Source organism: Roseibacterium elongatum DSM 19469, assembly GCF_000590925.1.
Taxonomy (GTDB): domain Bacteria; phylum Pseudomonadota; class Alphaproteobacteria; order Rhodobacterales; family Rhodobacteraceae; genus Roseibacterium; species Roseibacterium elongatum.
In genome coordinates this window covers 2,584,776-2,608,230 of sequence record NZ_CP004372.1, presented here as the reverse complement: position 1 = coordinate 2,608,230, position 23,455 = coordinate 2,584,776, and the positions used below count along the sequence as shown (strand labels likewise).

The 23,455-nt window shown below is 66.3% G+C and carries 23 protein-coding genes and 2 pseudogenes; 6 read left to right on the top strand and 19 right to left on the bottom strand.

The window, feature by feature from the left end; genetic code table 11:
* Positions 1-8 precede the first annotated feature (8 nt).
* Genes ROSELON_RS12640 through ROSELON_RS18950 form a run of 4 tightly spaced genes read right to left on the bottom strand, consistent with a single transcriptional unit; the run spans position 9 to position 3,701 of the window.
* On the bottom strand, positions 9-443 hold the full coding sequence (locus ROSELON_RS12640; protein ID WP_025312723.1) for a hypothetical protein: 435 nt from the start codon (positions 441-443) through the stop codon (positions 9-11).
* A gap of 27 nt (positions 444-470) precedes the next feature.
* Positions 471-749, bottom strand: a complete 279-nt coding sequence (locus ROSELON_RS12635) for a hypothetical protein (protein WP_025312722.1) — start codon at positions 747-749, stop codon at positions 471-473.
* Positions 730-3,576, bottom strand: coding sequence for a bifunctional [glutamine synthetase] adenylyltransferase/[glutamine synthetase]-adenylyl-L-tyrosine phosphorylase (locus ROSELON_RS12630; RefSeq protein ID WP_025312721.1), 2,847 nt, complete (start codon positions 3,574-3,576; stop codon positions 730-732). Before ROSELON_RS12630 ends, ROSELON_RS12635 begins: the two co-directional genes overlap by 20 nt.
* Entirely contained in the window at positions 3,573-3,701 is a 129-nt protein-coding gene (locus ROSELON_RS18950) for a hypothetical protein (RefSeq protein ID WP_281172815.1), read from the bottom strand. The genes ROSELON_RS12630 and ROSELON_RS18950 overlap by 4 nt, the downstream gene beginning before the upstream one ends.
* Before the next feature lie 326 nt (positions 3,702-4,027).
* Here ROSELON_RS18950 and ROSELON_RS12625 point away from each other — a divergent pair, with 326 nt between their 5' ends.
* A complete protein-coding gene (locus ROSELON_RS12625) occupies positions 4,028-4,498 on the top strand; it encodes a YbaK/EbsC family protein (protein WP_025312720.1) in 471 nt (156 codons plus the stop codon).
* A gap of 14 nt (positions 4,499-4,512) precedes the next feature.
* Here the strand turns inward: ROSELON_RS12625 and lpxB are convergent, their stop codons facing one another.
* The 14 genes and pseudogenes from lpxB to pyrH form a co-directional block, all read right to left on the bottom strand.
* The gene (lpxB, locus tag ROSELON_RS12620) at positions 4,513-5,682 is read right to left on the bottom strand and encodes a lipid-A-disaccharide synthase (protein WP_025312719.1); all 1,170 of its coding nucleotides are present in this window, start codon (positions 5,680-5,682) and stop codon (positions 4,513-4,515) included.
* Between the two features lie 2 nt (positions 5,683-5,684).
* On the bottom strand, positions 5,685-6,467 hold the full coding sequence (locus ROSELON_RS12615) for an LpxI family protein (RefSeq protein WP_025312718.1): 783 nt from the start codon (positions 6,465-6,467) through the stop codon (positions 5,685-5,687).
* Between the two features lie 14 nt (positions 6,468-6,481).
* Positions 6,482-7,282, bottom strand: coding sequence for an acyl-ACP--UDP-N-acetylglucosamine O-acyltransferase (gene lpxA, locus ROSELON_RS12610; RefSeq protein WP_025312717.1), 801 nt, complete (start codon positions 7,280-7,282; stop codon positions 6,482-6,484).
* Entirely contained in the window at positions 7,282-7,761 is a 480-nt protein-coding gene (gene fabZ, locus ROSELON_RS12605) for a 3-hydroxyacyl-ACP dehydratase FabZ (protein WP_025312716.1), read from the bottom strand. The genes lpxA and fabZ overlap by 1 nt, the downstream gene beginning before the upstream one ends.
* A gap of 117 nt (positions 7,762-7,878) precedes the next feature.
* On the bottom strand, positions 7,879-8,532 hold the full coding sequence (locus ROSELON_RS12600) for an OmpH family outer membrane protein (protein WP_051508415.1): 654 nt from the start codon (positions 8,530-8,532) through the stop codon (positions 7,879-7,881).
* Positions 8,533-8,542: 10 nt separating this feature from the next.
* The gene (gene bamA / locus ROSELON_RS12595) at positions 8,543-10,840 is read right to left on the bottom strand and encodes an outer membrane protein assembly factor BamA (protein WP_025312714.1); all 2,298 of its coding nucleotides are present in this window, start codon (positions 10,838-10,840) and stop codon (positions 8,543-8,545) included.
* A gap of 304 nt (positions 10,841-11,144) precedes the next feature.
* The gene (locus tag ROSELON_RS18460; protein ID WP_198020756.1) at positions 11,145-11,282 is read right to left on the bottom strand and encodes a hypothetical protein; all 138 of its coding nucleotides are present in this window, start codon (positions 11,280-11,282) and stop codon (positions 11,145-11,147) included.
* Between the two features lie 99 nt (positions 11,283-11,381).
* The gene (rseP, locus tag ROSELON_RS12590) at positions 11,382-12,710 is read right to left on the bottom strand and encodes an RIP metalloprotease RseP (RefSeq protein ID WP_025312713.1); all 1,329 of its coding nucleotides are present in this window, start codon (positions 12,708-12,710) and stop codon (positions 11,382-11,384) included.
* A gap of 3 nt (positions 12,711-12,713) precedes the next feature.
* Complete coding sequence (dxr, locus tag ROSELON_RS12585; RefSeq protein ID WP_025312712.1) at positions 12,714-13,892, bottom strand: 1-deoxy-D-xylulose-5-phosphate reductoisomerase; 1,179 nt, start codon at positions 13,890-13,892, stop codon at positions 12,714-12,716.
* A gap of 2 nt (positions 13,893-13,894) precedes the next feature.
* Positions 13,895-14,071 carry a phosphatidate cytidylyltransferase gene (locus tag ROSELON_RS19090; protein ID WP_342665292.1) on the bottom strand — a complete coding sequence of 59 codons (177 nt, stop codon included), beginning with the start codon at positions 14,069-14,071 and terminating at the stop codon, positions 13,895-13,897.
* A gap of 80 nt (positions 14,072-14,151) precedes the next feature.
* Positions 14,152-14,691: pseudogene (locus ROSELON_RS12580) on the bottom strand (phosphatidate cytidylyltransferase); the annotation flags it as partial.
* A 7-nt stretch (positions 14,692-14,698) separates the two neighbouring features.
* Positions 14,699-15,409: an isoprenyl transferase gene (locus ROSELON_RS12575; protein WP_025312711.1), complete on the bottom strand. Its 711-nt coding sequence runs from the start codon at positions 15,407-15,409 to the stop codon at positions 14,699-14,701.
* 111 nt (positions 15,410-15,520) lie between these two features.
* Positions 15,521-16,090 (bottom strand): ribosome recycling factor, encoded by a 570-nt coding sequence (frr, locus tag ROSELON_RS12570; protein WP_025312710.1) that lies wholly within the window; start codon positions 16,088-16,090, stop codon positions 15,521-15,523.
* Between the two features lie 108 nt (positions 16,091-16,198).
* Positions 16,199-16,948 carry a UMP kinase gene (gene pyrH, locus ROSELON_RS12565; RefSeq protein WP_051508474.1) on the bottom strand — a complete coding sequence of 250 codons (750 nt, stop codon included), beginning with the start codon at positions 16,946-16,948 and terminating at the stop codon, positions 16,199-16,201.
* Between the two features lie 161 nt (positions 16,949-17,109).
* Here pyrH and miaA point away from each other — a divergent pair.
* From miaA to ROSELON_RS12545, 4 genes and pseudogenes are all read left to right on the top strand, one after another.
* Positions 17,110-17,986 (top strand): annotated as a pseudogene (gene miaA / locus ROSELON_RS12560) (tRNA (adenosine(37)-N6)-dimethylallyltransferase MiaA).
* A gap of 56 nt (positions 17,987-18,042) precedes the next feature.
* Positions 18,043-18,849 carry an AraC family transcriptional regulator gene (locus tag ROSELON_RS12555; protein ID WP_025312708.1) on the top strand — a complete coding sequence of 269 codons (807 nt, stop codon included), beginning with the start codon at positions 18,043-18,045 and terminating at the stop codon, positions 18,847-18,849.
* 279 nt (positions 18,850-19,128) lie between these two features.
* Positions 19,129-20,772: an ABC transporter substrate-binding protein gene (locus ROSELON_RS12550; RefSeq protein ID WP_025312707.1), complete on the top strand. Its 1,644-nt coding sequence runs from the start codon at positions 19,129-19,131 to the stop codon at positions 20,770-20,772.
* Between the two features lie 159 nt (positions 20,773-20,931).
* Positions 20,932-22,017: an ABC transporter permease gene (locus ROSELON_RS12545; RefSeq protein WP_025312706.1), complete on the top strand. Its 1,086-nt coding sequence runs from the start codon at positions 20,932-20,934 to the stop codon at positions 22,015-22,017.
* Here ROSELON_RS12545 and ROSELON_RS19220 read toward each other — a convergent pair.
* Positions 22,012-22,647: a hypothetical protein gene (locus tag ROSELON_RS19220; RefSeq protein WP_407059658.1), complete on the bottom strand. Its 636-nt coding sequence runs from the start codon at positions 22,645-22,647 to the stop codon at positions 22,012-22,014. The genes ROSELON_RS12545 and ROSELON_RS19220 overlap by 6 nt on opposite strands.
* On the opposite strand from ROSELON_RS19220, the gene ROSELON_RS19215 reads away from it, so the two are divergent.
* Positions 22,574-23,455, top strand: a complete 882-nt coding sequence (locus ROSELON_RS19215) for an ABC transporter permease (RefSeq protein WP_407059657.1) — start codon at positions 22,574-22,576, stop codon at positions 23,453-23,455. The genes ROSELON_RS19220 and ROSELON_RS19215 overlap by 74 nt on opposite strands.

Here is a 23,455-nt window from a genome sequence, read left to right as displayed (position 1 = left end):
CCGCCCCCTCAGAACAACGGGATCAGAACGTCGGGATCGCTGTTGAAGGTCATGTTCAGCGCCACCACGCCCCCCTCGGGCCGCGTATGAAACAGAAGCCGGGCATAGATGTAATTCGTCCCCCCCTCCCAATAGGCGATCAGTTCCTGCTGGAACCCGCCGCCCATCGGCTGGCGCAGCATGACGGCATTGCCGGTGAAATCGCGCGGGAACAGCGCGCGGACCTGCCCCTCGATCTGGGCCATGTCGGCCTGGCTGATTTCATCGGCCCCGCCGAACATGGTCAGCAATTGCGTGATCTGGCGCGTGCTCATCAGCTGATCGAGGGTCGCCCGCATCTGCTCGTAACTGGCGAACATGCCCGAGCCGGGGGTCTGGGCCAGGGCCGGTGATGTCGCCACCAGCGACAGGACAAGGGCAAGGGCGGAAAACAGTCGGGCCATCTGGGCACTCCTTAGGATGGTCGGGGATCACGAGTCGGCCAGCCGGGCGCGGCGGCCACCGCGTCGGCGCGGCATCGGCGGGTGCTCCAGCCCTTCGGCCAGAACCTTGTGCATCGGGTGATCGGCCGGGGCTTCGGCGTGCCGGGCGATCAGGGCCGCGATGGGGTCACGCATGTCCGCCGCCGTCACCGACAGCGCCCAGTCCACAAGGATCGAGCGGCATTCGTCATCGGTGATCCCCTCGATGCGGAACGCTTCGAAGACGAGACCCTTCGGGTCGTAGGGGTCAATCGGTCGGGTCGGCATGGGGTGCGGCCTTTGCGGTGATGCGGTCACTGTCATGGCATTCCAGCGCTGCGTCAATCACGCTGACCGCGCTGGCGCGCAAGCTGTCGAGCTGGCCGGCCAGCGCCGCCGCGTCCGGCATGCCGGCCTGTTCCGACACAAAGGCGCGCGCGCCCGCCCCCACCTGATCGGGGTCGAAGGCGTCATCGGTCACCAGGCGCATGGACTGGTTTACCGTGGCAAACAGCAGATGCCCCGCGCACAATGTGTCGGCCGCGCCTTGCGACAGCCATCCGATCTCGGCCCCGGCCCGGATCTGGTCGGACACCGGGCGCAGCGGCACACCGGCGATCAGGGCTGCGGCCTGGGACACCAGCTCGATATCCTGCATCCCGCCGGGGCCGTCCTTGACCTGCCAGGTGCCGCCCTTGCGCCCGGCCGCCGCAAGCCGGGCGCGCATCTCGGCCGCATCGGGGAGGACACGGGCGGCATCGGCCTTGTCCTGGATCACGGCGGCCCGGATCGTTTCGATATCCGCTTGCAACGACGCCTCCCCCGCCACCGCCCGCGCGCGGGTCAGGGCCATGTGCTCCCATGTCCACGCCTCCTCGCGCTGGTAGCGGTCGAAGGCGGACAAGGCGGTGGCCACGGGCCCCTGCCGGCCAGACGGCCGCAGGCGCATGTCCACATCATAGAGCTTGCCCGCCGCGGTCGGCGCCGAGAGCGCGGTGACAAGCGCCTTGGTCGCCTTGGCGAACCAGCCGCGCGCATCCAGCGGGCGCCGCCCCTCGGTCATCTCGACGCCGCCGGCGTCGTAGATCACGATCAGGTCGAGATCCGAGGCCGCCGTCATCCGACCCGAGCCCAGACTGCCCATGGCCACCACCGCCCCGCCGCGTCCAGGCGCGGGACCATGGCGGCGGGCGATCTCGTCGCAGACCGCCGGCCACAGCGCGATCAGGACCGCATCGGCCAGATCGGTGTAATGCGCGCCGGCGGTCTCGGCATCGATCATGCCGCGCAACTGATGAACGCCGGTGCGAAAATGCCATTCCTTCTGCCAGCGGCGCGTCTCGTCCAGCCGGTCTTCGTAATCGAGCCCCTCGAGCGCCGCGCCGAGATCGGCCACGAGTTCCGCCCGCCCCGGCCATGGGGCAAAAAAGCGCCCGTCCAGCACCGCGTCCAGAACCGCCGAATGCCGCGACAGATACTGCGACAGGCCCGGCGCAGTGGCGCAGATATCGACGATCAGATCGACCAGGGGCGGGTTGGCCTCGAACAGCGAGAAAAGTTGCACCCCGGCGGGCAGCCCGCGCAGGAACCCGTCGAAATTCTGCAGCGCCTCGAGCGGTTTGGCGGCCTTGCCGAAGCGGGCCAGGAAGCCGGGCTTGAGGCGTTCGAAAATCTCCTGCCCCCGCACGGAGCGCAACGCGGCGTAACCAGGCCAGCGCGCGACGATCTCGGCGGCCTCCTGGGAAATCTCCGAGGGACCATCGGCCTTTTCGCGCCCGGTCGGTGCAAAGAAGGCGCCGCAGATCTCTTCGGTCTGCTCCAGACGGGCAGAGAGCTGATCGCGAAACGCCTCGGTGTCGGCCTCGCCGCAAAACCGCGCCAGCCGGTCGAACCCTTCGGCCGATTTCGGCAGGCTGTGGGTCTGGGCATCATCGATCATCTGCAACCGGTGTTCGATTTCACGGTGCTGGACGTACAACTTGGCCAGATCGCCCGCGGCTGCGCCCTCGATCCAGCCCGCGCGGGCCAGCGCCTGAAGCGCCTTGACCGTACGGCGCTGGCGCAGGCTGTCGTCGCGCCCCCCGGCCACCAATTGCCGTGTCTGGGCGAAAAACTCGATCTCGCGGATGCCGCCCGCGCCCAGTTTCATGTTGTGGCCTTCCAGAACGATCGCCCCGCTGCCGCGATGCAGGCCCTTGTGCTCGCGGATGCGGCGGCGCATGTCCATCGTGTCTTGCACCATCGCGAAGTCGAGATGCCGCCGCCAGACAAAGGGCGTCAGCGTGTCGAGAAACCGCTCGCCCGCCGCGATGTCGCCCGCCGCCGCGCGGGCCTTGATATAGGCCGAGCGTTCCCAGCTGCGCCCCTCGGCCTCGTAATAGCGTTCGGCGGCGGCCATCGAGATGCAGACGGGCGTGACGGATGCGTCGGGCCGCAGGCGCAGGTCGGTGCGAAACACGTAACCCTCGGCCGTGTTGTCCGACAGGGCGGCGGCCATCTTGCGCGTGGCCCGGATGAAGCCCGCGCGCGCCTCCATCTCGTCGGCGTCGTCGAAGCGGGTTTCATCGAACAGGCAGATCAGGTCGATATCCGAGGAATAATTCAACTCGCCCGCGCCCATCTTGCCCATCGCCAGCGCCACCATGCCGCCCGCATCCGCAAGGGCCTGGTCCTCGGTCACGCCGGGGATCTTGCCGCGCTTGGCCTCGGCCGCGACATGGCGGTGCAGTGCGGCCTGCACACAGGCATCGGCGAAATCCGTCCAGGCCTGCGTGACCGTGTGCAACGCCCAGACGCCGCCCAGATCGGCCAGCGCCACGATCAGCGCCGCGCGCCGCTTCAACTGCCGCAAACCGGGCGCGAGGTCTTTGAGCGACAACTCGCCCGCCTCCTTGATCAGGGTGGCGATGGTGTCCTCGGGCGGCTCGGTCAGGGCATGCGACAGCCAATGGCCGTCCTTGGCCATAAGACCCGCCAGATAGGGGGAGCAGCCGGCTGTCCCTTGGATCAGCGGACGCAACTCGGGCGCCAGATCGTGCAGATGGGCAAGGGCCTCGGCCCCGCGGTCGGGGGCGTGGGCGATCGGATGGCGCGTGATGCGATTTGCGAAACTCATGGCACTTGCTTGCCCGTCAGGGGCGTGTCTTGGCTGAAGATGTTCACAAGGCGCCCCTGTTCGAGCCGCCAGATCGAGCTGACCAGCATGGTGTCGGGCGTGTGGCCGGGCCGCGCATAGCGCACGCGATAGGCATAGAGATAGTGCCCGACCCCAACGGGGGCGCACGTGATCCTCGGTGATCTCGTATGCCACGATCGAGGGACCAAAGGACAGCTGATCGACATGGGCTGAGCGCCCGGCGAACCCATCCGGGTAAACGCCCAGGAAATCGTCCGACGACAAGGCCTTGTCCGTCTCGACATCGCCGCGGCGCAGGGCCTCCCACACGGCGCATTCGGCCCGCCGCAACGCGGTTTTCGTGGCGTCGTCCAAGCGCCCCCCTTTCTTGTGGCTTGCAGCCCGGGGACGACCTTGCAAGGGTCGGCGCGCGACGACAAGGGGTGTAGCGATGTCCAAAAGCTTGAAACGTGTGAAACAGGCACTGGAGGCCGCGGGGATCGGGGCCGAGATCGTCGAAATGGCCGAAGGGACCCGCACCGCCGCCGAGGCCGCGCGCGCGGCCGGATGCGAGATCGACCAGATCGCGAAATCCATCATCTTCCGCGCCGAGGATCACGGCACCGCAGTTCTGTTCGTCACCGCGGGCGGCAACCGCGTCGACGATGCCAAGGCCACGGCGCTGGCCGGCGAGCCCCTGGGCAAGGCCGATGCCGCGCTGATCCGGGCCCAGACCGGGTTCGTGATCGGGGGCGTGGCGCCGGTTGGGCACCTGTCGCCCATCCGCGCGTGGTTCGACCCGCGCCTGTTGGCGTTCGACCGCGTCTATGCCGCCGCCGGAACGCCGCGCCACATCTTCGCCATCGCGCCGGACGATTTGCTGCGGCTGTCGGAAGCGGTTGCAGCGGATTTCACCGCCTGACACGGGCGGCCGCGTCAGATCACCGACAGGACCGACCGGGCCGCGCGCAGGCCCGGATCCTCGCCCCCGCGCCCCAGCCGCAGCATGGTTGCCGCCATCGCGTCCAGTTGGTCCCTGCGGGCGGCGTCATTCTCGATCAGGCGTCGCAGGGCCGGCGCGATCCGATCCGCGCGGCAATCGGGCCCGAGAAATTCGGGCACCGCGCGCGTATCGGACACCAGATTGACCAGGGTCACCGTATCCACCCGCAGCATCGAGGCGATGACCTTGCGCGTCAGCCAACTGAAATCATAGGCGATGACCATGGGTGTCGCAGTCGCCGCCAGTTCCAGGCTGACCGTGCCCGAGGCCGCCAGCGCGACATCGGCCGCCGCGAAAGCCGCCCGTTTCTCGGCCATGAAGGCGCCCCCGTCCTGCCCGCGCGGGTCGAGGATGATGGGATCGCCGGGCCAATCCGACAGTTTCGCGGGCAGACCGCCGGCCACCGCCTCGGTCGTGGGCACCACCAGACGCGCGGCCGGGTGTGCGGCCAGAACCGGCTGCAATCCCGCGCCGAAAACCGGTGCAAGACGCTCCACCTCGCCTCGGCGCGAGCCGGGCAGAACCAGGATCAGGGGCGCAAGGTCCGCAATACCGTGGCGCGCGCGAAAGGCCGCGGCCTCGGCCTCGGACGCGACCGGCTCGGTCGTGACGGGGTGGCCGACGAAATCGCAACTCATGCCGGCCGCTTCCATATAGGGCGGCTCGAATGGCAGGAGGGCCAGCACATGGTCGATGGATTTCGCCATTTTCGCGGCGCGCTTGGGCCGCCAAGCCCAGACCGTCGGCGCGACGTAATGGATGGTCGGCAGGGTTTCGGCCCGCGCCTTGACCCGGGCTGCCACGCGCAATGAGAACTCGGGGCTGTCGATGGTGATCAGCGCATCGGGTTTCAGATCGATCACGGCTTCGGCGGTCTGGCTGACCCGCGCCAGCAGGCTGCGCAAACGCGGGACGATCTCGGTCAGGCCCATGACCGACAACTCCTCCATCGGGAACAGGCTGACCAGCCCCTCGGCCTGCATCAACGGCCCGCCGATCCCGTGCAGCTCGACCGGCCCTGAATGAAGCTGTTTCAGACCACGGATCAGCGCGGCCCCCAGCCGGTCGCCCGATGGCTCGCCCGCCACCAGAAACACGCGCAAGCTCACGCCGCCGCCCACAGGGCCAGGCCCGTTTCAGCGCAGGCCTCCAGCACGGCCGCACGATCCAGCAGCAACACCGCCCCCGCCGCGATCTCGATCGCGGACAAGCCGGCCTCGGCGGCCAGATGCACGGTGCGCGGGCCGATCGCGGGCATGTCGACCCGCAGATCCTGCCCCGGCTTGGGGCGCTTGACCAGAACGCCCCCGGATGCGGGCGCGGTGGCGGCGACATATTGCAACAGCGCGTCGGTGCCTTGCAGCGTTTCGATGCCGATCACCTGCCCCTGCGCGGCGATGGCGGCCTGCCCCACATCCAGCGGGCCAAGCGCGTCCAGCACGGCCCGCGCGCGGGCGACATCCACCGCATTCGGCGCCGGGCCGCACAGGGCCCCGGCCTCGGCCACCAGGTCGGGCCGGATCTGATGCGCCCCCAGAATCGCGAAGCCGCGTTCCTCGAACAAGGCCATGACATCGCGCAGCAGCGCATCGTCGCCTTGCGCCATGGCCGCGGTCAGACGCGGCACAAGAGCGGCCGTGGCGGCGTCGAACTGGCCGGGGTCGAGGACCGGCCGCGACATCGCCCCGGCAAAGGCCACCTCGCGCACCCCGGCGACCGACAGGTCGTAAAACAGCTTGCCCAGCTTTTCGAACCGGGCCGGGATCAGGCGGGCCATGCCGGGCAGGTCGGGCGGGACATCGTCGAAACTGACCACATGGGCCGGGGAGCCGGCCAGCAGCAAGGCCGGCAAAGCCCCCGTTCCCGCAATGATGGCCCGCTTGACCATGGGTCTGTCTCCGCTCAGGGCGTCAGGTAGGAGCGGTCGCTGACGCCCAGCACGAACTCGACGATCTCGCGCACATAGGCGCTGTCGGCCAACTCGCTGTCACCAAGGCGCTTGGCACGATCCTGGAACGCGCCCTCGCCCTGGGCCAGCGCCTGAAACGCCGCCCTGAGCGCGGTGATATCGGCCCGGTCCACGCCGCGGCGTTTCAACCCGACCAGGTTCAGCCCGTCCAGGCCGCCGCGGGGGCCCTGCACCAACCCGTAGGGAATGACATCGTTGGTCACCATCGTGACCGCCCCGATGATGGCCCCCCGCCCGATCCGTACCCATTGATGCACGCCCGACAGGCCACCGATGATCACGTCATCGTCGATCACGCAATGCCCCGCGACCGAGGCATTGTTGACGAGGATCACGCGATCCCCGATCTGCGCATCATGGGCCACATGGGCCCCGGCCATGAACAGACCGTCATCGCCGATGCGCGTGACACCGCCGCCGCCCTCGGTCCCGGTGTTCATCGTCACACCTTCGCGGATCCGGTTGCGCGCGCCCACAACGAGGCGGGTGCGTTCGCCGCCGTATTTCAGATCCTGCGGGATGTCGCCGATATTGGCGAAGGGAAAGATCGCCGTTTGCGCGCCGATCTCGGTCCAGCCTGTGACAACCGCATGCGATTTCAGCACCACCTCGGGGCCAAGCGTCACCTCGGGCCCCACAACGCAAAACGGCCCGATCCGGCACCCCGGCCCGATGTTGGCCCCATCCTCGACCACCGCCGAGGGGTGAACCTGCGCGCTTGGATCGATGGCCATCACGCGCCCTCGGCGGGCAGGTCCATCATCGCGGTGAACTCGCATTCCGCCGCGACGTCGCCCTCGACCGTCGCCCGCGCGGCGAATTTCCAGACCTTGCCGCCAGGCTTGCCGCGGGTCACGTCGATGGCAAGCTCCAACACATCGCCGGGGCCGACCTTGCGGCGGAACTTGCATTTGTCGATGCCCATGAAATAGACCAGCAGGTCCTCGTCGGCGAGGTTCGAGCTGACGCCGACCATCACCGCCGCGGTCTGGGCCATCGCCTCGACGATGGTCACGCCGGGCATGATCGGAACGCCCGGAAAATGCCCCTGAAAATGAGGCTCGTTATAGGTGACATTCTTGATGCCGACCGCGGATTTGAACGGAACGATATCGCGCACCTTGTCGATCAGAAGAAACGGGTAGCGGTGCGGCAGAATGCGCTGGATCAACTCGATATCGGCGGTGGTGGGCGTATCGGCCGTGCGGCTCATCGGCGGCTCTCCTCAGGGTCGGATCTGGGGCGTCGGGGCGCCACTGCCGCCCGGCCCGTTCCTGCGCGGCTTAGCAACTTGGTCTGCCTCGGGCAAGCGCGGGTGTCTCGCCGCGCATCAAGGCTCGGTCTGCGGCGGGATGGGCGGCGGCGGTGCATCGGGGTCCGCGCCCGGATCGTCGTCGGGGGCGTCGGCGGATGCCGCGCCATCCAGCGAGATCAGGGGGCGCGCGCCGCCCTCGCCCAACTCGGCATCGATCCGGGTGATGGCCGCCTCGGTAATGTCGACGCTGTCGGCGGACAGCAACACCGCGCGACTGTCCATCAACACCGCCGCCCCGCGCGCCCGCACGAGGTCCAGCAGAATGGGCAGTGTCAGCTCGAAGAAACGGGCCTGCGCGATCTCGGTCTGGTCCTGCAGATCGCGTGCCTTGGCATCCTGTGCCGCGCGAATGCCCTCGACGCGGCTGTCGAAATCATCGGCAAGGGCGCGAAACTCCTCGGCCTGCAGCGTGTCGCGCAACTCGGTCAGGCGCAGCTCTTCCTCGGATAACTGCCCCTCGATGCGACGGTTTTCAGCCGCAAGCGCGTTCGAGGCCAACTCGAGTTCGCGCTGGATGCGCTGGCCATAGAGTGTCTGCGAAATCAGGCGTTCCTGGTTGAGAATGGCGATACCGCCGGTCGGGGCCGCCTCCTGCGCAAGGCCGGGCGGAACGAAAAGCAGCACGGCCGCCAGGACGGCGGCCGGCATGATCCTCACGAAACGTCGCATGAGCCCGCGATCAGAACCGCGCTTCGACGGTGAAATCGAACTCGCGCGTGCGGTCATAGGGCTGGGTATCCAGCGCGTGGCTGAAGTTGAACCGCAGCGGGCCAAGGACCGTGTCCCAGAAGATCGACACACCGATGGCCTGACGCCAATACAGGTCGTCATCCACGGTGCCGTTGGTCGATCCGTCGGCGTTGCCGCCCGCGGTGTTGTCCAAGCCCCAAACCGTTCCGATGTCATAGAAGACACCGCCGGTGATCCCGTATTCTTCCGGAAGGCCAAGGGGGAAGCCTGCCTCGAACCGCGCCACGGCGAAATAATTGCCGCCAAGGGCGTCTTCGTTGTCGGCGGCCAGGTCGCGCGGCCCCATGCCATAGGTGTCGAAACCACGCATCTGGCGCGAGCTGAGGTAGAAGCGATCCGACTGGCGGCTGTCACCGTCGATCGAGTAGAGCGCGCCGCCCTCGAACGTCGCCCGCAGGCTGACCTCTTCGCGCATCACCGAGGTTTCGGCAATGGCCAGGGCGCGGGCCCGAATGAATTCGGCATCGCCGCCAAGGCCCGCATATTCCGCGCCGAACTGCAGCCGCACACCGGCGTTCGGATTCAGGCCGGCATCGCGGCTGTCATAGGCATAGCTGATGCCCAGGATCGAGGCGATCCGCGCGCCCGCGTCTTCGTCGGCGCGGATGATGGCCGAAGAGCCATCGGGCACGTCCGAAATCTCGTTCTGCGAGAGGTCATAGGAAATGCGCAGGCGGCCAAGCTCGCTCAACGGGAAGCTGATCGACGTGCCGAGCGTGTAGTCCTCGGTATCATAGGCGCGGTCCTGCCCGGTGGTCTGGCTATAGCCGAGCGACATGCCAAGGCCCACGTCGCGTGCCATGAAATTCGGCTCGATGAAGGAGAAGCTGGCGCTTTGCCCGCCTTCCACGGTGTTGAACGCAAAGGCAAGGCGTTGTCCACGGCCAAGGAAATTATTCTCGGAGAAGTTCACCGCAAGACCCGCCCCCGTGTCGGACGAATAGCTGGCCGAGAATCCGAGCGAACCGGTGGGCTGCTCTTCGACATCGACATCGACCACGACCTGATCGGGCGCGCTGCCCTGGCGACCCTCGACCTGCACATCGGCAAAGAAGCCCGTGGCGCGGATGCGTTCGGCGGCCTGACGGATTGCCCGCGGATCGAACGGATCCCCTTCGACGGTGTCGAACTGGCGGCGGATCACGCGATCGAGCGTCGTGGCGTTGCCTTCGATGTCGATCCGCTCGACAAAGACGCGCTCACCCCGCGAAATCACGAATTCCAGGTCCAGCGTCAGGCTGGCGGGGTTGCGCGTGACCCGAGGCTCGATCCGGACAAAGCGCAGACCCTGCTGCGTGGCCAGGTTTTCCATCCGGCTGATGGTGTTGTCGACCAGGCGCGGGCTGTAGGTGACACCCTCGCGGATGCGGATGACGTCGCGATATTGATCAGCATTCGCCTCGGGGATCTCCGAGACCACCGAGATGCGACCGATGTCGAAGCTCTGCCCCTCGCGGATGTTGAAGGTCACGAAATAGGCGCCCCGGTCGCGCGACAACTCGGGCGTCACCGACAGGATCTCGAAGTCGACATAGCCGCGATCCTGGTAGAAATCGGTCAGCAATTGCCGGTCCAGCGCGATGCGGTCGTCGATGAAGGTGTCCGAGCGGATGAGCGCATTGAACAGGCCGGCCTGCGTGCTCTCGAGGACCTGCCGCAGGCGGCGGTCCGAGTATTCGCGGTTACCGACGAAGGAGATGCGCTGGGTTTCGACCACACGACCCTCGGCCACTTCGAAAACCAGGTCCACGCGGTTGTCGTCCCGACGGATGATGACCGGATTGACGGTGGCGGTCAGGCGGCCGGACTGACGATAGGCTTCGGCAATCGTCGCGGCATCGGCCTCGGCCACGGCGGGCGAGTAGACGCGGCGCGGCTGCGAGTCGATCATCGCCAGCAGATCCTCGTCATCCAGCCGGCGGTTGCCCTCGATCGCGATGCGGTTGATGGCCGGATACTCGCGGACCTGAATGACAAGTGTGCCGCCGCGCGGCAGGATCTCGACCTCTTCGAACAACCCGGTAGCCTGAAGCCGTTGCAAGGCATCGTTCACCTGCGCCGCCGATACGGTCGCACCGGGCGCAATGCCGGCATAGGCCAGGATGGTTTCGGCCTGAATGCGGGTGTTGCCCTCGACCGAGAAATTGGAAAAGCGGAAGTTCTGCGCATCGGCCGGGACCGGCGCCAGGGCCAGCGCGACTGCCACCACGACCGACGGGACCGACACGGCCCGAGTCCTTGGCGCACGCCCCTGCAAAGCCAAAAGTCGTACAGCAACCGCTGCGAACCATGCGCCGACATGCCGGATCATCGAATCCAACCCCTCAGTAACCTTGCAGACGTGATCTGCGTAGCCATTGGGCATTGGCTTGTCAAAACGATGATAAGCAGGGATTGGGTGTAGCGCCGTCTTTGTCACAACCTGTGGCCATGGAAGCACGAAATCGGCCCCTCGGCCCGATCTCGACAGCGCTGGACTTGACAGGTCGCCGCCCCGATTGCGGCGCGATGTCCCGAGTCGAAGCTGCGCCTCAGACGGCCGGCATCAGCGACAGCAACCACCCGGCCAGCGTCAGGGCCGCAACGATCATCACCGGCACGAGAAGACGGTCGGTGTTCAGCCGGATGACGAGCGACAGGCCGCGGTAGCTTTCGTTGATGAGTTTCATCGCGCACTCCTTCGCAGGCGTTACCGAACCGGGTATGCCGAAAGAAGATGGCGCGATTGTGGCTACCCAAAGACGATTTGGCGAAACCTGCGTTTGCGCTCAGGGGCAGAACAGATCGTTGGTCAGGGCAAACAGCATCAGCGACAAGAGCAGCGTCAGACCCACCGTCATGAAGACGCGCAACGCCTTGTCGGACGGCGGCTTGCCCGAGACGGCCTCGTAGGCGTGGAACATCAGGTGCCCGCCGTCGAGAACGGGGATCGGGAACAGGTTCAGCAACCCGACCGCCGTGGACAGGACGGCGATGAACCAGATGAAATTGTCGAGGCCCTGGCTGGCCGCCGCGCCCGAGGTTTCGGCGATCCCGATTGGGCCTTGCAGGTTGCACGAGGAAATCGCCCCCGTGATCATGTGCCATAGCCCCGACAGCGACGAGCGTACGACGAACCAGGTCTGGTCCGCGCCCGATACGATCGCCGACCAAAGACCGACGCGTTCGGTCACCGGGTCGAAGATCAGGCCGCCGCTGATCCCGATCAGCCAGCGGGTCTCGAACCCGCCATCGGCGGTGGGCAGATCCGTGCGGCGCGGGCTGAGGGTGATCGGAAGACGCGCGCCATCGCGCCAGATGGTCAGGTCCATCGGCGCCCCGGCCGAGGCATCGACCGCCTCGCGCAGTTCGGAAAAGGCATAGATCGGCGTGCCGTTGACCGCCTCGATCAGGTCGCCTTCCTCGAGCCCGGCCTCGATGGCCGCCGATTGCGGCGTCACCGACTGGACCAGCGGCAACAGCAGGAACGAGGCCGTCACGGTCATCTCCTCCCCTGCCCGCTCGACACGGTAGTCGAGCGTCGGGGACGGCGCGAGATCGCGCGCGGTCGCATAAAGCTCCGACAGGGTTTCGACCGGCTGCCCGTCGACGGCGAGGATCAGGTCGCCTTCCTGCAGCGTGATACGCTCGGCCGGCAGGGCCGCGGGCGCACCGACAATCGGCGCCTCGACCGGACGGCCCGACACCATCAACACGCCGGCGAAAATGATGATCGACAGGATGAAGTTGAAGATCGGCCCGGCCGCAACCGTCGCCGCCCGCGCCCAGAGCGGGGCACCATGCATCGACCGTCGCCGTTCCTGCACATCGAGCGCATCGATCGCGGCGGCGTCCTTGCCGCTGGCGGCGTCGGAATCGCCCAGGAATTTCACGTACCCGCCGAAGGGCAAGGCCGCGAGTTGCCATTTGGTGCCGTGCCGATCCACCCGGCTGAGCAGGACCGGCCCGAAGCCGATCGAAAACACCTCGGCATGGATGCCGGACCAGCGACCGACGATGTAATGGCCGTATTCATGGATCGCGACGATCACGGACAGGGCCGCGATGAAAGCCAGAAGGGTAAAGGCGAACCCACCGAAATCGGGAATGAACTCCATGACTCAGGCTATCTCCTTCTGACGGATGCAGGACCACGCGCGATCTCGTGCCATTTGGTCCACCTCGAGCACCTCCTCAAGGGTAGATGGGGATATTGTGAGGCCGAATTCCGACGACATCGCGTCAAGGGTCGCCTCGACCACGCCGGCCATGTCCATGAACCCGATGCGGCCGGCGATGAATCCGTCCAGCGCGATCTCCTTGGCGGCGTTGAAGATACAGCCCGCGCGCCCGCCCGTTTCCATGACCGATTGCGCGATCCCGAGCGCGGGATAGCGCCGCAGGTCGGGGGCGCGAAACTCCAGCGTGGCGACCTGCGCCAGATCGATCCGGTTGACGGGCAGATCCCGCCGGTCGGGCCAATGCAGCGCATAGCCGATCGCGTGGCGCATGTCGGGCGCGCCCAGATGCGCCATCAACGCCCCGTCGTTGAACCCGACAAGCGCGTGGACGATGGATTGCGGGTGCACCACCGCCTCGATCCTTGCGGGGGGCACGCCGAAAAACTCCTTGGTTTCGATCAGCTCCATCGCCTTGTTGAACATCGACGCGCTATCGATGGTGATGCGCTGCCCCATGTCCCAATTGGGATGCGCGCCGGCATCCGCGACGGTGGCATTGGCCAGCGCCTCGAGCGACCAGTCGCGCAGCCCGCCGCCCGATGCGGTGATGATGATGCGCTCGACCGCGTCCATCTCCTCGCCCACCAAGGCCTGGAAAACGGCCGAGTGTTCGCTGTCGACCGGCAGGATGGTGGCGTCATGCGCCCGCGCCTCGGCCAGCAGAAGGGGGCCGGCCGTCACCAGGCTCTCCTTGTTGGCCAGGGCCAGCGTGGTGCCATGGCGCAGGGCGCGAAAACCGGGGGCAAGACCCGCCGCGCCCACAATGGCCGACATGATCCAGTCGGCGGGTCGATCGGCCGCCTCGATCAGGGCCGCCTCGCCCGCGGCCACCTCGATGCCCGTCCCGCGCAACGCCGCGCGCAGGTCGTCGAGACGATCCGGGTAGCAGGTGACAGCCAGGTCGGCATTCAGGCGCTTCGCGTCCTCGGCCAGTCGGGAGATATTCGCGCCGCCGGTCAGGGCGACCACATCGTAAGCGTCGGGATCGCGGGCAATCAGATCGACCGTGTTCTGCCCGATGGACCCCGTCGCGCCGAAAATGCTGATCCGTCGTGTCATGCTCACATCACTCCGGGCATGGGCGGAAACTCGGTCAGGCTTTCGACCACCAGCAGCACCAGCGCCGCCCCCAGCATACCGTCGAACCGGTCCCACAACCCGCCATGGCCGGGCAGGAGCGACGAGCTGTCCTTGACGCCGGCACGTCGCTTGACAGCCGACTCGGCGATATCGCCCATCGGCTGGCCATGCTCAATGCGACCGAAACGCCGATCAGTTCCAGGCCAGCGCCCGTCACCGCCATGAAGATGGCGCCGATCCCGCCGGCGCCGACCCATCCCGCGATCGTGCCGGACCAAGTTTTCTTGGGGCTCACACGCGGCCAGAACTTCGGCCCGCCGAAAACGCGCCCGGCGAAATAGCCGAAGATGTCGGTCACCGCGACCACCAGCACCAGCCACAGCATCCAGGTCACGCCAAATTCGTCGCGGTGAAACATCAGGCCGAAACTGGCCAGCATGATCAGCACTGTCAGGATGACGAACAGCGTGCGGTTGCGATCCAGCACCGCAATCCCCGAAATGCCCGCCAGCATCAGCAACGGCAGCGCAAGTCCGACGGGCAGGAACTTGGCCGCGAGCAAAAGCGCCCCGGCCAGTGCGCCCAGAATCAAGGCGCGCTTGGCGCCGGCCTCGAGCATGCGGGCCAGTTCCCAGATCAGCGTCGCCACGACCGCCACGACCAGCAGGCTGAACCAAGGATGCCCGGCCCAGACGGCCCCCAAACCCACCGCGGCCAGCACGATGCCCGTCAGCAACCGCGTCAGCAGATCCGAAAAACTGTCGCGCGACAGCGCCATGCGCGCCTCAGACCGGAACCGCGCCGAAGCGACGCTCGCGCGTGCCGAACCTTTCCAGCACTTCGGCGAACACCTCGGGGGTGAAATCGGGCCAGAGCGTGTCGATGAATTCGTATTCCGAATAGGCCGACTGCCACAGCAGGAAGTTCGAGATCCGCGCCTCGCCCGATGTGCGGATCACCAGGTCGGGATCTGGCAGGACATGGGTGTCGAGATAGCGCGGAAAGGTCTCGTCGCAGATGTTGCGCGGATCGAGCTTGCCCAGCTTCACATCGTTGGCCAGGCGCCGCGCGGCGCGCGTCACCTCGTCCCGCCCGCCGTAATTCAGCGCGATGGTCAGATTGATGCCGGTGTTGCCCGCGGTCATCAACTCCAGCCCGTCCATCAGATCGACAAGCGCCGGCTCCAGCCGCACCCGGTCGCCGATGAAGCGCACGCGCACATTTTCCTCGAAGAGCGCACGCGCCTCGCGCCGGATATAGCGCTTGAACAGCTTCATCAGGCCCGCGACCTCGGTCTGGGTGCGTTTCCAGTTCTCGGTCGAGAAGGCGAAGACGGTCAGGTAATCCACCCCCAGATCGGGACAGGCGCGGACGATTTCCTTGACCCGGCGCGCCCCGGCATGGTGGCCGACCAGTCGCGGACGGCCGCGTGTCTGAGCCCATCGGCCGTTGCCGTCCATGATGATGGCCACATGCGTGGGTGTCTTCTGCGTCATGTCAAAATTCCGTTCTTCATGTGGACCTTAAAGAAAAGCCGGCCCGCACGAAGCCATCCGGCGCCTTGGACCACGGGCCGCGCGATGCGCGCAGGGCCCGCGCGCCCCGCATCATACCTGCATGATTTCTTTCTGCTTGTGCTCGAGCGCGTCGTCGACACGAGCGATATGGGCGTCCGTCATCTCCTGCACCTCGGCTTCCCAGAGTTTCTGGTCGTCCTCGGACATGTGGCCTTGTGCCTTGGCCTTCTTGATCTGGTCCATGCCATCGCGCCGCACGTTGCGGATGGCGACACGGGCATGTTCGGCATATTGCGCGGCCACCTTGGTCAGTTCGCGGCGGCGTTCCTCGTTCAGCTCGGGGATGGGCAGCATGATGATGGTGCCGTTGAGCTGCGGGTTGATGCCGAGGCCGCTTTCGCGGATCGCCTTTTCGACCTTGCCCACCATCGACTTGTCCCAGACGTTGATGGTGACCATCCGCGGCTCGGGCACATTGACCGTGCCCACCTGGTTGATCGGGGTGGGCTGGCCATAGGCCTCCACCATGACCGGGTCCAGCATCTGGGCCGAGGCCCGCCCCGTGCGCAGAGACGCGAATTCCGTCCTCAAGGACGCCAGCGCGCCATCCATGCGGCGCTGCAGGTCATCGGTATCGATCTCGATTTCATCCTCGGCCATGTTTTCTGCCCACTCCTATTCAGGCTTGTCGTGCGTGGTGATAACGCGGCGCGCGGCAAGTTTCCAGAACTCGATTCGACGGCATCCGCCGCGTGCGCGCCGTCCCGATCAGTCTGCGACGCGGGTATAGGTCCCCTCGCCCGCCAGGATGCCGCGGAAGCCGCCGGGTTCGTCCAGGCTGAAGACGATGATCGGCATGTCGTTCTCGCGCGCCAGCGCGATGGCCGAGGCATCCATCACGCCCAGATGCTGGGCCAGCACCTCGTCATAGGTGACCGTCTCGTAGCGCTTGGCATCTGCGTGCTTTTTCGGGTCCTTGTCATAGACGCCGTCCACCTTGGTCCCCTTGAAAATCGCCTCGCATTTCATTTCGTTGGCGCGCAGGGTGGCGGCGGTGTCGGTGGTGAAATACGGGTTGCCGGTGCCCGCGGCGAAGATCACCACACGCTTCTTTTCGAGATGCCGCACGGCGCGGCGGCGGATATAGGGCTCGCAGACCTGGTCCATGGGAATGGCGCTGATCACGCGGGTAAAGACGCCCATCGATTCCAACGCCGATTGCATCGCCAGCGCGTTCATCACCGTGGCCAGCATGCCCATGTAATCGGCGGTCGTCCGCTCCATCCCCTGCGCGCTGCCCTGCAGCCCTCGAAAGATGTTTCCGCCCCCGATCACCATGCAGATCTCGACGCCCAGATCGCGCACCGACTTGACCTCGCGCGCGATGCGCTCGACCGTGGGCGGATGCAGGCCGAACCCCTGGTCCCCCATCAGCGCCTCGCCCGAAATCTTGAGCATCACACGGCCATAAAGCGGATCGACCGTGCGTTCGATGGGACGCGCGTCGTCGGCGGGCATGTCGGACGGGGTTTCGGGCATGAGGGCAGGTTCCTGTTGCGACGCAGGGTCGGCGGTAAGACGGCTTTGGTTGAGTTCGCCGCAACATGGTCTAAAACCGGGCCCGGTTCAACGCCTTGCGCACCCGCGCCGGCGACACATTCGGATGGCTGCGTGATCCATTGGTGACACTCGACGACCTGCCCCCTGATCTGCCGGTTCTGATTGCCGGGCCGACGGCCTCGGGCAAGTCGGCCCTGGCCGCCCGCATCGTGTCCGACCGCGGCGGGATGATCGTGAATGCCGATGCCTTGCAGGTCTATGACGGATGGCGCGTTCTGACAGCGCGCCCCAGTGCGGCAGAAGAGGCCGCCCTGCCCCACGCCCTTTACGGGCATGTCCCGTTCGGGGCCGAGTATTCCGTCGGGCAGTGGTTGCGCGACCTGCGCCCGGTGCTGTCGGGCGACCGGCGCCCGGTGATCGTTGGGGGAACCGGCCTCTATTTCCGTGCCCTGACCGAGGGGCTGGCCGAGATCCCGCCCGTGCCGCCCGAGGTGCGGGCCGAGGCCGATGCCATGTCCCATGACGCGCTGCTGGCCGATCTCGACCGGGTCGATCCGGTGCTTGCCGCCAGGATCGACAGGGCCAACCGCGCCCGCGTGCAGCGCGGGCTGGGAGGGTCTGGCGCGGCCACGGGTACGGCCCTCGAGCCGGTGGCAGGACGCCACGCCACCGCCCCTGCTGCCGCTCGATCGCACACGCGCCTTTGTCGTCGAGGCCGATCGTGACTGGCTGAACGCGCGGATCGCGCAGCGTTTCGACGCGATGCTTGCCGCCGGTGCGCTGGAGGAAGCGCGCGCCAACCTGCATCGCTGGGACACGGCCGGGGGCGCGCGCAAGGCCATCGGCGCGCCGGACCTGATCGCCCATCTGCGCGGTGAGATGACCCTCGATGCCGCGCGCGAGGCCGCCATCATCGCCAGCCGCCAATACGCCAAGCGCCAGCGCACCTGGTTCAGGGCGCGCATGGGGCATTGGGAAAAGATCCGCCGACCCTGACCGGGCGCGCGGCCATCCCGCTTGCGCTCGCCTCAGAGAAGAGTAGCGTTGCGCACATGTTCGAAACCACCCGCCGTCCGCTCGTTCACTCGGTCCTGTCCCTGGGCAAACTCAGGATGCAGGGGGCCTGGAAGCTGGAGCTTCTGCATTCCAGCCCCAGAAACCGGCTGTACTGGATCACGCGCGGCCAGGGGCGCATCACCGTCAACGGCATCACGCGCGGCTACGGCCCCAACACCGCGATCTTCGTTCCGGCGCGCGCGCAACTGGCGCTGGAATTGCCGGCGCAGACCCAGGGCCTGGAACTGGGCCTTCCGCCCGATGACAGCCTCGGCCTGCCCGAGGGGGCGCTGCACCTGCGCGTCTCGAATATCGAGGCGCAGGGCAGCCTGACCAGCCATCTGGAAAAGATCGAACGCGAAATCGCCGCCCAGGCCCCGGCGATGGAGCGCGCCCTGACAGCCTATTCACTGCTGATCTCGGTCTGGATCGCGCGCGAATTGACGCGGCAGGAAGGCAGCGTCCTGCGCGAGAAAAGCCACCGGCTGGCCGAATTGTTCGCCGAGCGGATGGAGGCCCAGTTCCGCACCGGGCGCGGCGTGGCCGACTACGCGGCGCAACTGCAGGTGACCCCGACCCATCTCAGCCGTGTGTGTCGCGAAGCTTCGGGGCGTCCGGCCCATGCCCTGTTGGTCGAACGGATCATGTCCGAGGCCCGACGCCTGCTGATGAGCACCGACATGCCGGCCCGCGAGATCGCCGAACATCTCGGGTTTTCCTCGGCGGCCTATTTCACCCGCGCCTTTTCACAGGCGACCGGACAGACCCCTTCGGATTTCCGATCGCCGGCGCGACGCGCCTGAACCATCTCCGACCAGACAGGCCGCCGCGCCCGTGCTGCTGCGCAGAATCGGGTTGCGCTCGGGGGAGATGTCGTTTTTCTTCGATAATGATGTCGCAATTGGACAATTACTGGTCGCGACTTACCGTTGACGCTGGGGCGACTCCGGGCGCCAATGGCGATATGGTATCGTTGGTCTCGCGTACGCAGTCCGCACAGGTCTATCCCGCGGACGCACCGCACCCTGCGGTCACGAGGCCCAAAACAAGAAAACACGACATGTCACAGGGAGACGACATAGATGACGAAAACCCAGACACAGGGCCTTGCCTCGCATCCGGTGGCCGAGATGTACGCCCGGGAATACAAGGACGGCAAACTCAGCCGACGTGAATTCCTCGTGCGCTCGACCGCCCTTGGGGTCACCGCCGCCGCCGCCTATTCGATGATCGGCGCCACACCCGCCGCCGCCGAAACCATGCGCGCCACGCCGCCGATGGGCGGTAGCCTGCGCATTCAGATGGAGGTGCGCGCCCTGAAGGACCCGCGCACCTATGACTGGTCGCAAATGGCCAATGTCAGCCGCGGCATCCTGGAATATCTGATCGAATACAATGCCGATGGCTCGTTCAGCGGTGTCCTTCTGGACAGCTGGGAGGCCAACGAGGACGCCACCCAGTACACGCTGCGCCTGCGCGAGGGCGTCAAGTGGAACAACGGTGACGATTTCACCGCCGAGGACGTGGCCGCGAACTTCATCGGCTGGTGCGACTCGACCGTCGAAGGCAACTCGATGGCCGCGCGCATGGGCGGTCTGGTCGACCCTGATACCGGCGTGGCCCGCGACGGCGCGATCGAGGTGGTCGATCCGCTGACGGTGCGCATCAACTACCCTGCCCCCGACATCACCCTGGTGCCCGGTATCGCCGACTACCCGTCGGCCGTGCAGCACCGCGACCTGATCGGCACCAACCCGCTGGATCACGGCGTGGGCACGGGCGCCTACCGCATCACCGATTACGAGGTCGGCGTGCAGGCGCGGCTGGAGAAGAACCCCGATCACGACTACTGGGGCGAGGCCTATCTGGACGAGGTGATCTTCGTCGACCTGGGCCAGGATCCCGCCGCATGGTTCGCCGCCGCCGAAGCCGATGAATTCGACATGACCTACGAGACCGTGGGCGAGTTCGTCGATCTGTTCGCCGCCATCGGCTGGACCCAGTCCGAGGTGACGACCGCGGCCACCGTGGTCATCCGCCCCAACCAGAACACTGCGCCCTATGACAACCCGATGGTGCGCAAGGCGATCCAGCTGGCGGTCGACCCGCAGGTCTGCCTCGATCTCGGCATCAACGGTCAGGGCACCTTGGGCGAACATCACCATGTCTGCCCGATCCATCCCGAATATGCCGAACTGCCGCCGCTGACGGTCGACCCCGATGCGGCCAATGCCATGCTGCAGGAATCCGGGCATGCCGACCACGTGTTCGAGATCGTGTCGATCGACGACGACTATCGCCGCAACACGACCGACGCCGTCGCGGCGCAGTTGCGCGACGCCGGCTTCAACGTGGAACGGACCGTCATTCCCGGCTCGACCTTCTGGAACGACTGGACGACCTATCCGTTCAGCTCGACCAACTGGAACCACCGCGAACTGGGCGTGATCATCCACAACCTCGCCTACCGCTCGGGCGTGGCGTGGAATGAATTCGGCTATTCCAACCCGGAATTCGACGCTTTGCTGGATCAGGCCAACGGTATCCTGGATGCCGAGGCCCGCAGCGAGGTGATGGCGCAGCTCGAAAGCATCCTGCAGGAGGACGCGGTGACGCTGCAGCCCTACTGGCGCTCGCTCTTCCGGCACCACAAGGCCGAGGTCATCAACGCCGACATGCATCCCAAGTTCGAGATCAACGTCCACTACCTGGGCGTCGAAGCCTGATCTCGTGACACCTGCCGGGGCGGGCCATGACGGCCTCGCCCCGGTTCCCCTGCCAGTCCCGGCGGGACCCATCCAGATCAAAAGGGCCCTCACCGACAAGAGGCCCGGCCATCGGGGGCGCGGCCGCACGCGGCGCGACCCGTACAGACAGGGATAGACATGGGACTCTTCATTCTCCGCCGGTTCGGCGTGATGGTTTTGACGGCGATCTGCCTGACCTTCGTGGTGTTCTTTCTCACGAACCTCTACCCCAACCTCGAAAAGCTGGCGAAAACCCAGGGCAACGCGCGCATGACCGATGCCGAGGTCGCCAGCTGGCTGGATCGAAACGGTTATGGCGGCCCCTTGATCCTGCGTTATGGCGAATGGCTGGGCGTCGTTCCGGGCTGGACGCGCGAGGGCCCCGAGGGTGAGATCACCGGGCGCTGCATCGACAGCGACACGCCGGCCGACATCGCGCCCACCTTCTGCGGGCTGCTGCAGGGTGACCTTGGCTATTCGACAGTGTCCGATGACGAGGTGTCCAACATCATCGGCGGACGCCTGGCGCTGACCGGCAAGCTCATGTTCTGGGCCTTTGCGGTGATGGTGCCCGCGGCGCTGATCATTGGCGTGCTGGCGGGCATGCGAGAGGGGTCGCGCATGGACCGATCCCTGTCGACCGTCTCGATCGCCTCGACCGCGACGCCGGAATATGTCTCGGGGGTGATCTTCATCGTGCTGCTGGCCTCGTCCACCACGGGCCTGTCGCCGTGGCTGTCCGAGATGGGCTGGATCGAGGGACGCACGCTGTTCCTGGGCTCGGCCCGTTCGGCGATGGAGGGGATAACCTTCTGGAACTTCACCCTGCCGGTGATGACCATCGCCCTTTACGGCATGGGCTACATCGCGCGGATGACGCGTGCCTCGATGGCCGAGGTGATGACCGCCCAATACATCCGCACCGCCCGGCTGAAGGGCGTGAGCTTTCGCAACATCGTGCTGAAACATGCGCTCAGGAATGCGCTGATCGCGCCCTTCACGGTCATCATGCTGCAATTCCCGTGGCTGCTGACGGGTGTCGTGATCGTCGAGACCCTGTTCAACTACAACGGCTTTGGCTGGACGCTGGTGCAGGCGGCCTCGAACAACGATATCGAGCTGCTTCTGGCCTGTTCGATCGTCGCGGTTTTCGTCGTGCTGGTGACGCAGCTGATCTCGGATATCGGCTATGTCTTCCTCAATCCGCGCATCCGCATCTCATAAGGGAGAGTGCCCATGGACCTTCTGACCTGGACTGGCGCGCTCGGCCCCATCCTGAACCCCTTGATGCTGGCGGCGGTGGTGGTTTTTGCCATCGGCATGCTGTCGAACTTCGCCCTCACCCTTGCCGGGCTGCGCGCGGGCGAGGTGCAGATCAACCCCGACCACACGCTGACCGTCAGCCGCACCCCGGTCGATTACGCCCTTATGGCGATGAAATACGCGGTGTTCCTGTTCCTCGCCTGCTGCGTGGTGTTCATCATCGGCGGCCTTGTACAGTCCGACCCGATGGACCAGGGGGTCATCGGCGCCATGGCGCGGCAATTCCTGCCGGTCTGGATCGCGCTGATCGTGCTTTTCGCCGTGTCGATCGCCTTCAAGCGCAAGCTGGGCCTCTATGGCAAACTGTTCGACAGCCTGATCGGCATGATCGGCTTTGGCATCGTGATGTTCTGGATGTTCACCGCGATCTTCGCGGGCATGGTCATCACCTACGGGCCGATCGACGTGATCAGCCAGATGCGCAACGAAGTGCCGGGCACGCCCGTCCCCAGCCCCGATGACGGGGCCTATCTGTACTACCTTCTGGGCGGTGACAACCGTGGGCCGCGACGTGTTCAGCCGCATGGTCATGGGCGCGCGCGAAGTGCTCAAGATCGCCCCGGCCGCGACGCTGTTCGCCTTCATGGTCGGTATCACCCTGGGCCTGCCGGCCGGCTATTTCGGCGGCAAGCTGGACACCATCCTGACCTTCATCGCCAATCTCGTCTTGGCCTTCCCGGTGATCCTGCTCTTCTACCTGCTGGTGACGCCCGAGATCGTGGCGGCCGGCATCCCCACCTACATGGCGGCGGTTCTGTTCCTGTTCCCGATCCTGTTCTTCGTGGTGCTGTTCAACTCGCGCTACTACACGCAGCCTGCGAAACGGATGACCTATATCGCCATTTCGCTGGTCATCGGCTTCTGGCTGTATTCCGGGCTGGCCTTCAATGCCGATCCGCTCGGCATCATCTCGATGCCCGGCAATATCCTGATCGTCTTTGTCTCGGTGGTCTTCGTGAACAGCCCCACCGTGTTCCGCATCGTTCGCGGCATCGTGCTGGACATCAAGACGCGCGATTACGTCGCCGCGGGCCAGACCCGCGGTGAAGGCCCGTGGTACATCATGCTGTGGGAGATCCTGCCAAACGCCCGCGGGCCGCTGATCGTCGATTTCTGCCTGCGTATCGGCTACACCACGATCCTTCTGGGAACGCTCGGCTTTTTCGGCCTCGGCGTCAGCCCCGAAAGCCCCGATTGGGGATCGACCATCAACGAAGGCCGCCGCCTTCTGACGATCTACCCCCACCCCGCCCTGCCGCCCGCGCTTGCGCTCATGAGCCTGGTGCTCGGCCTCAACCTGCTGGCCGACGGCCTGCGCGAAGAAAGCCTGAAGGACTGA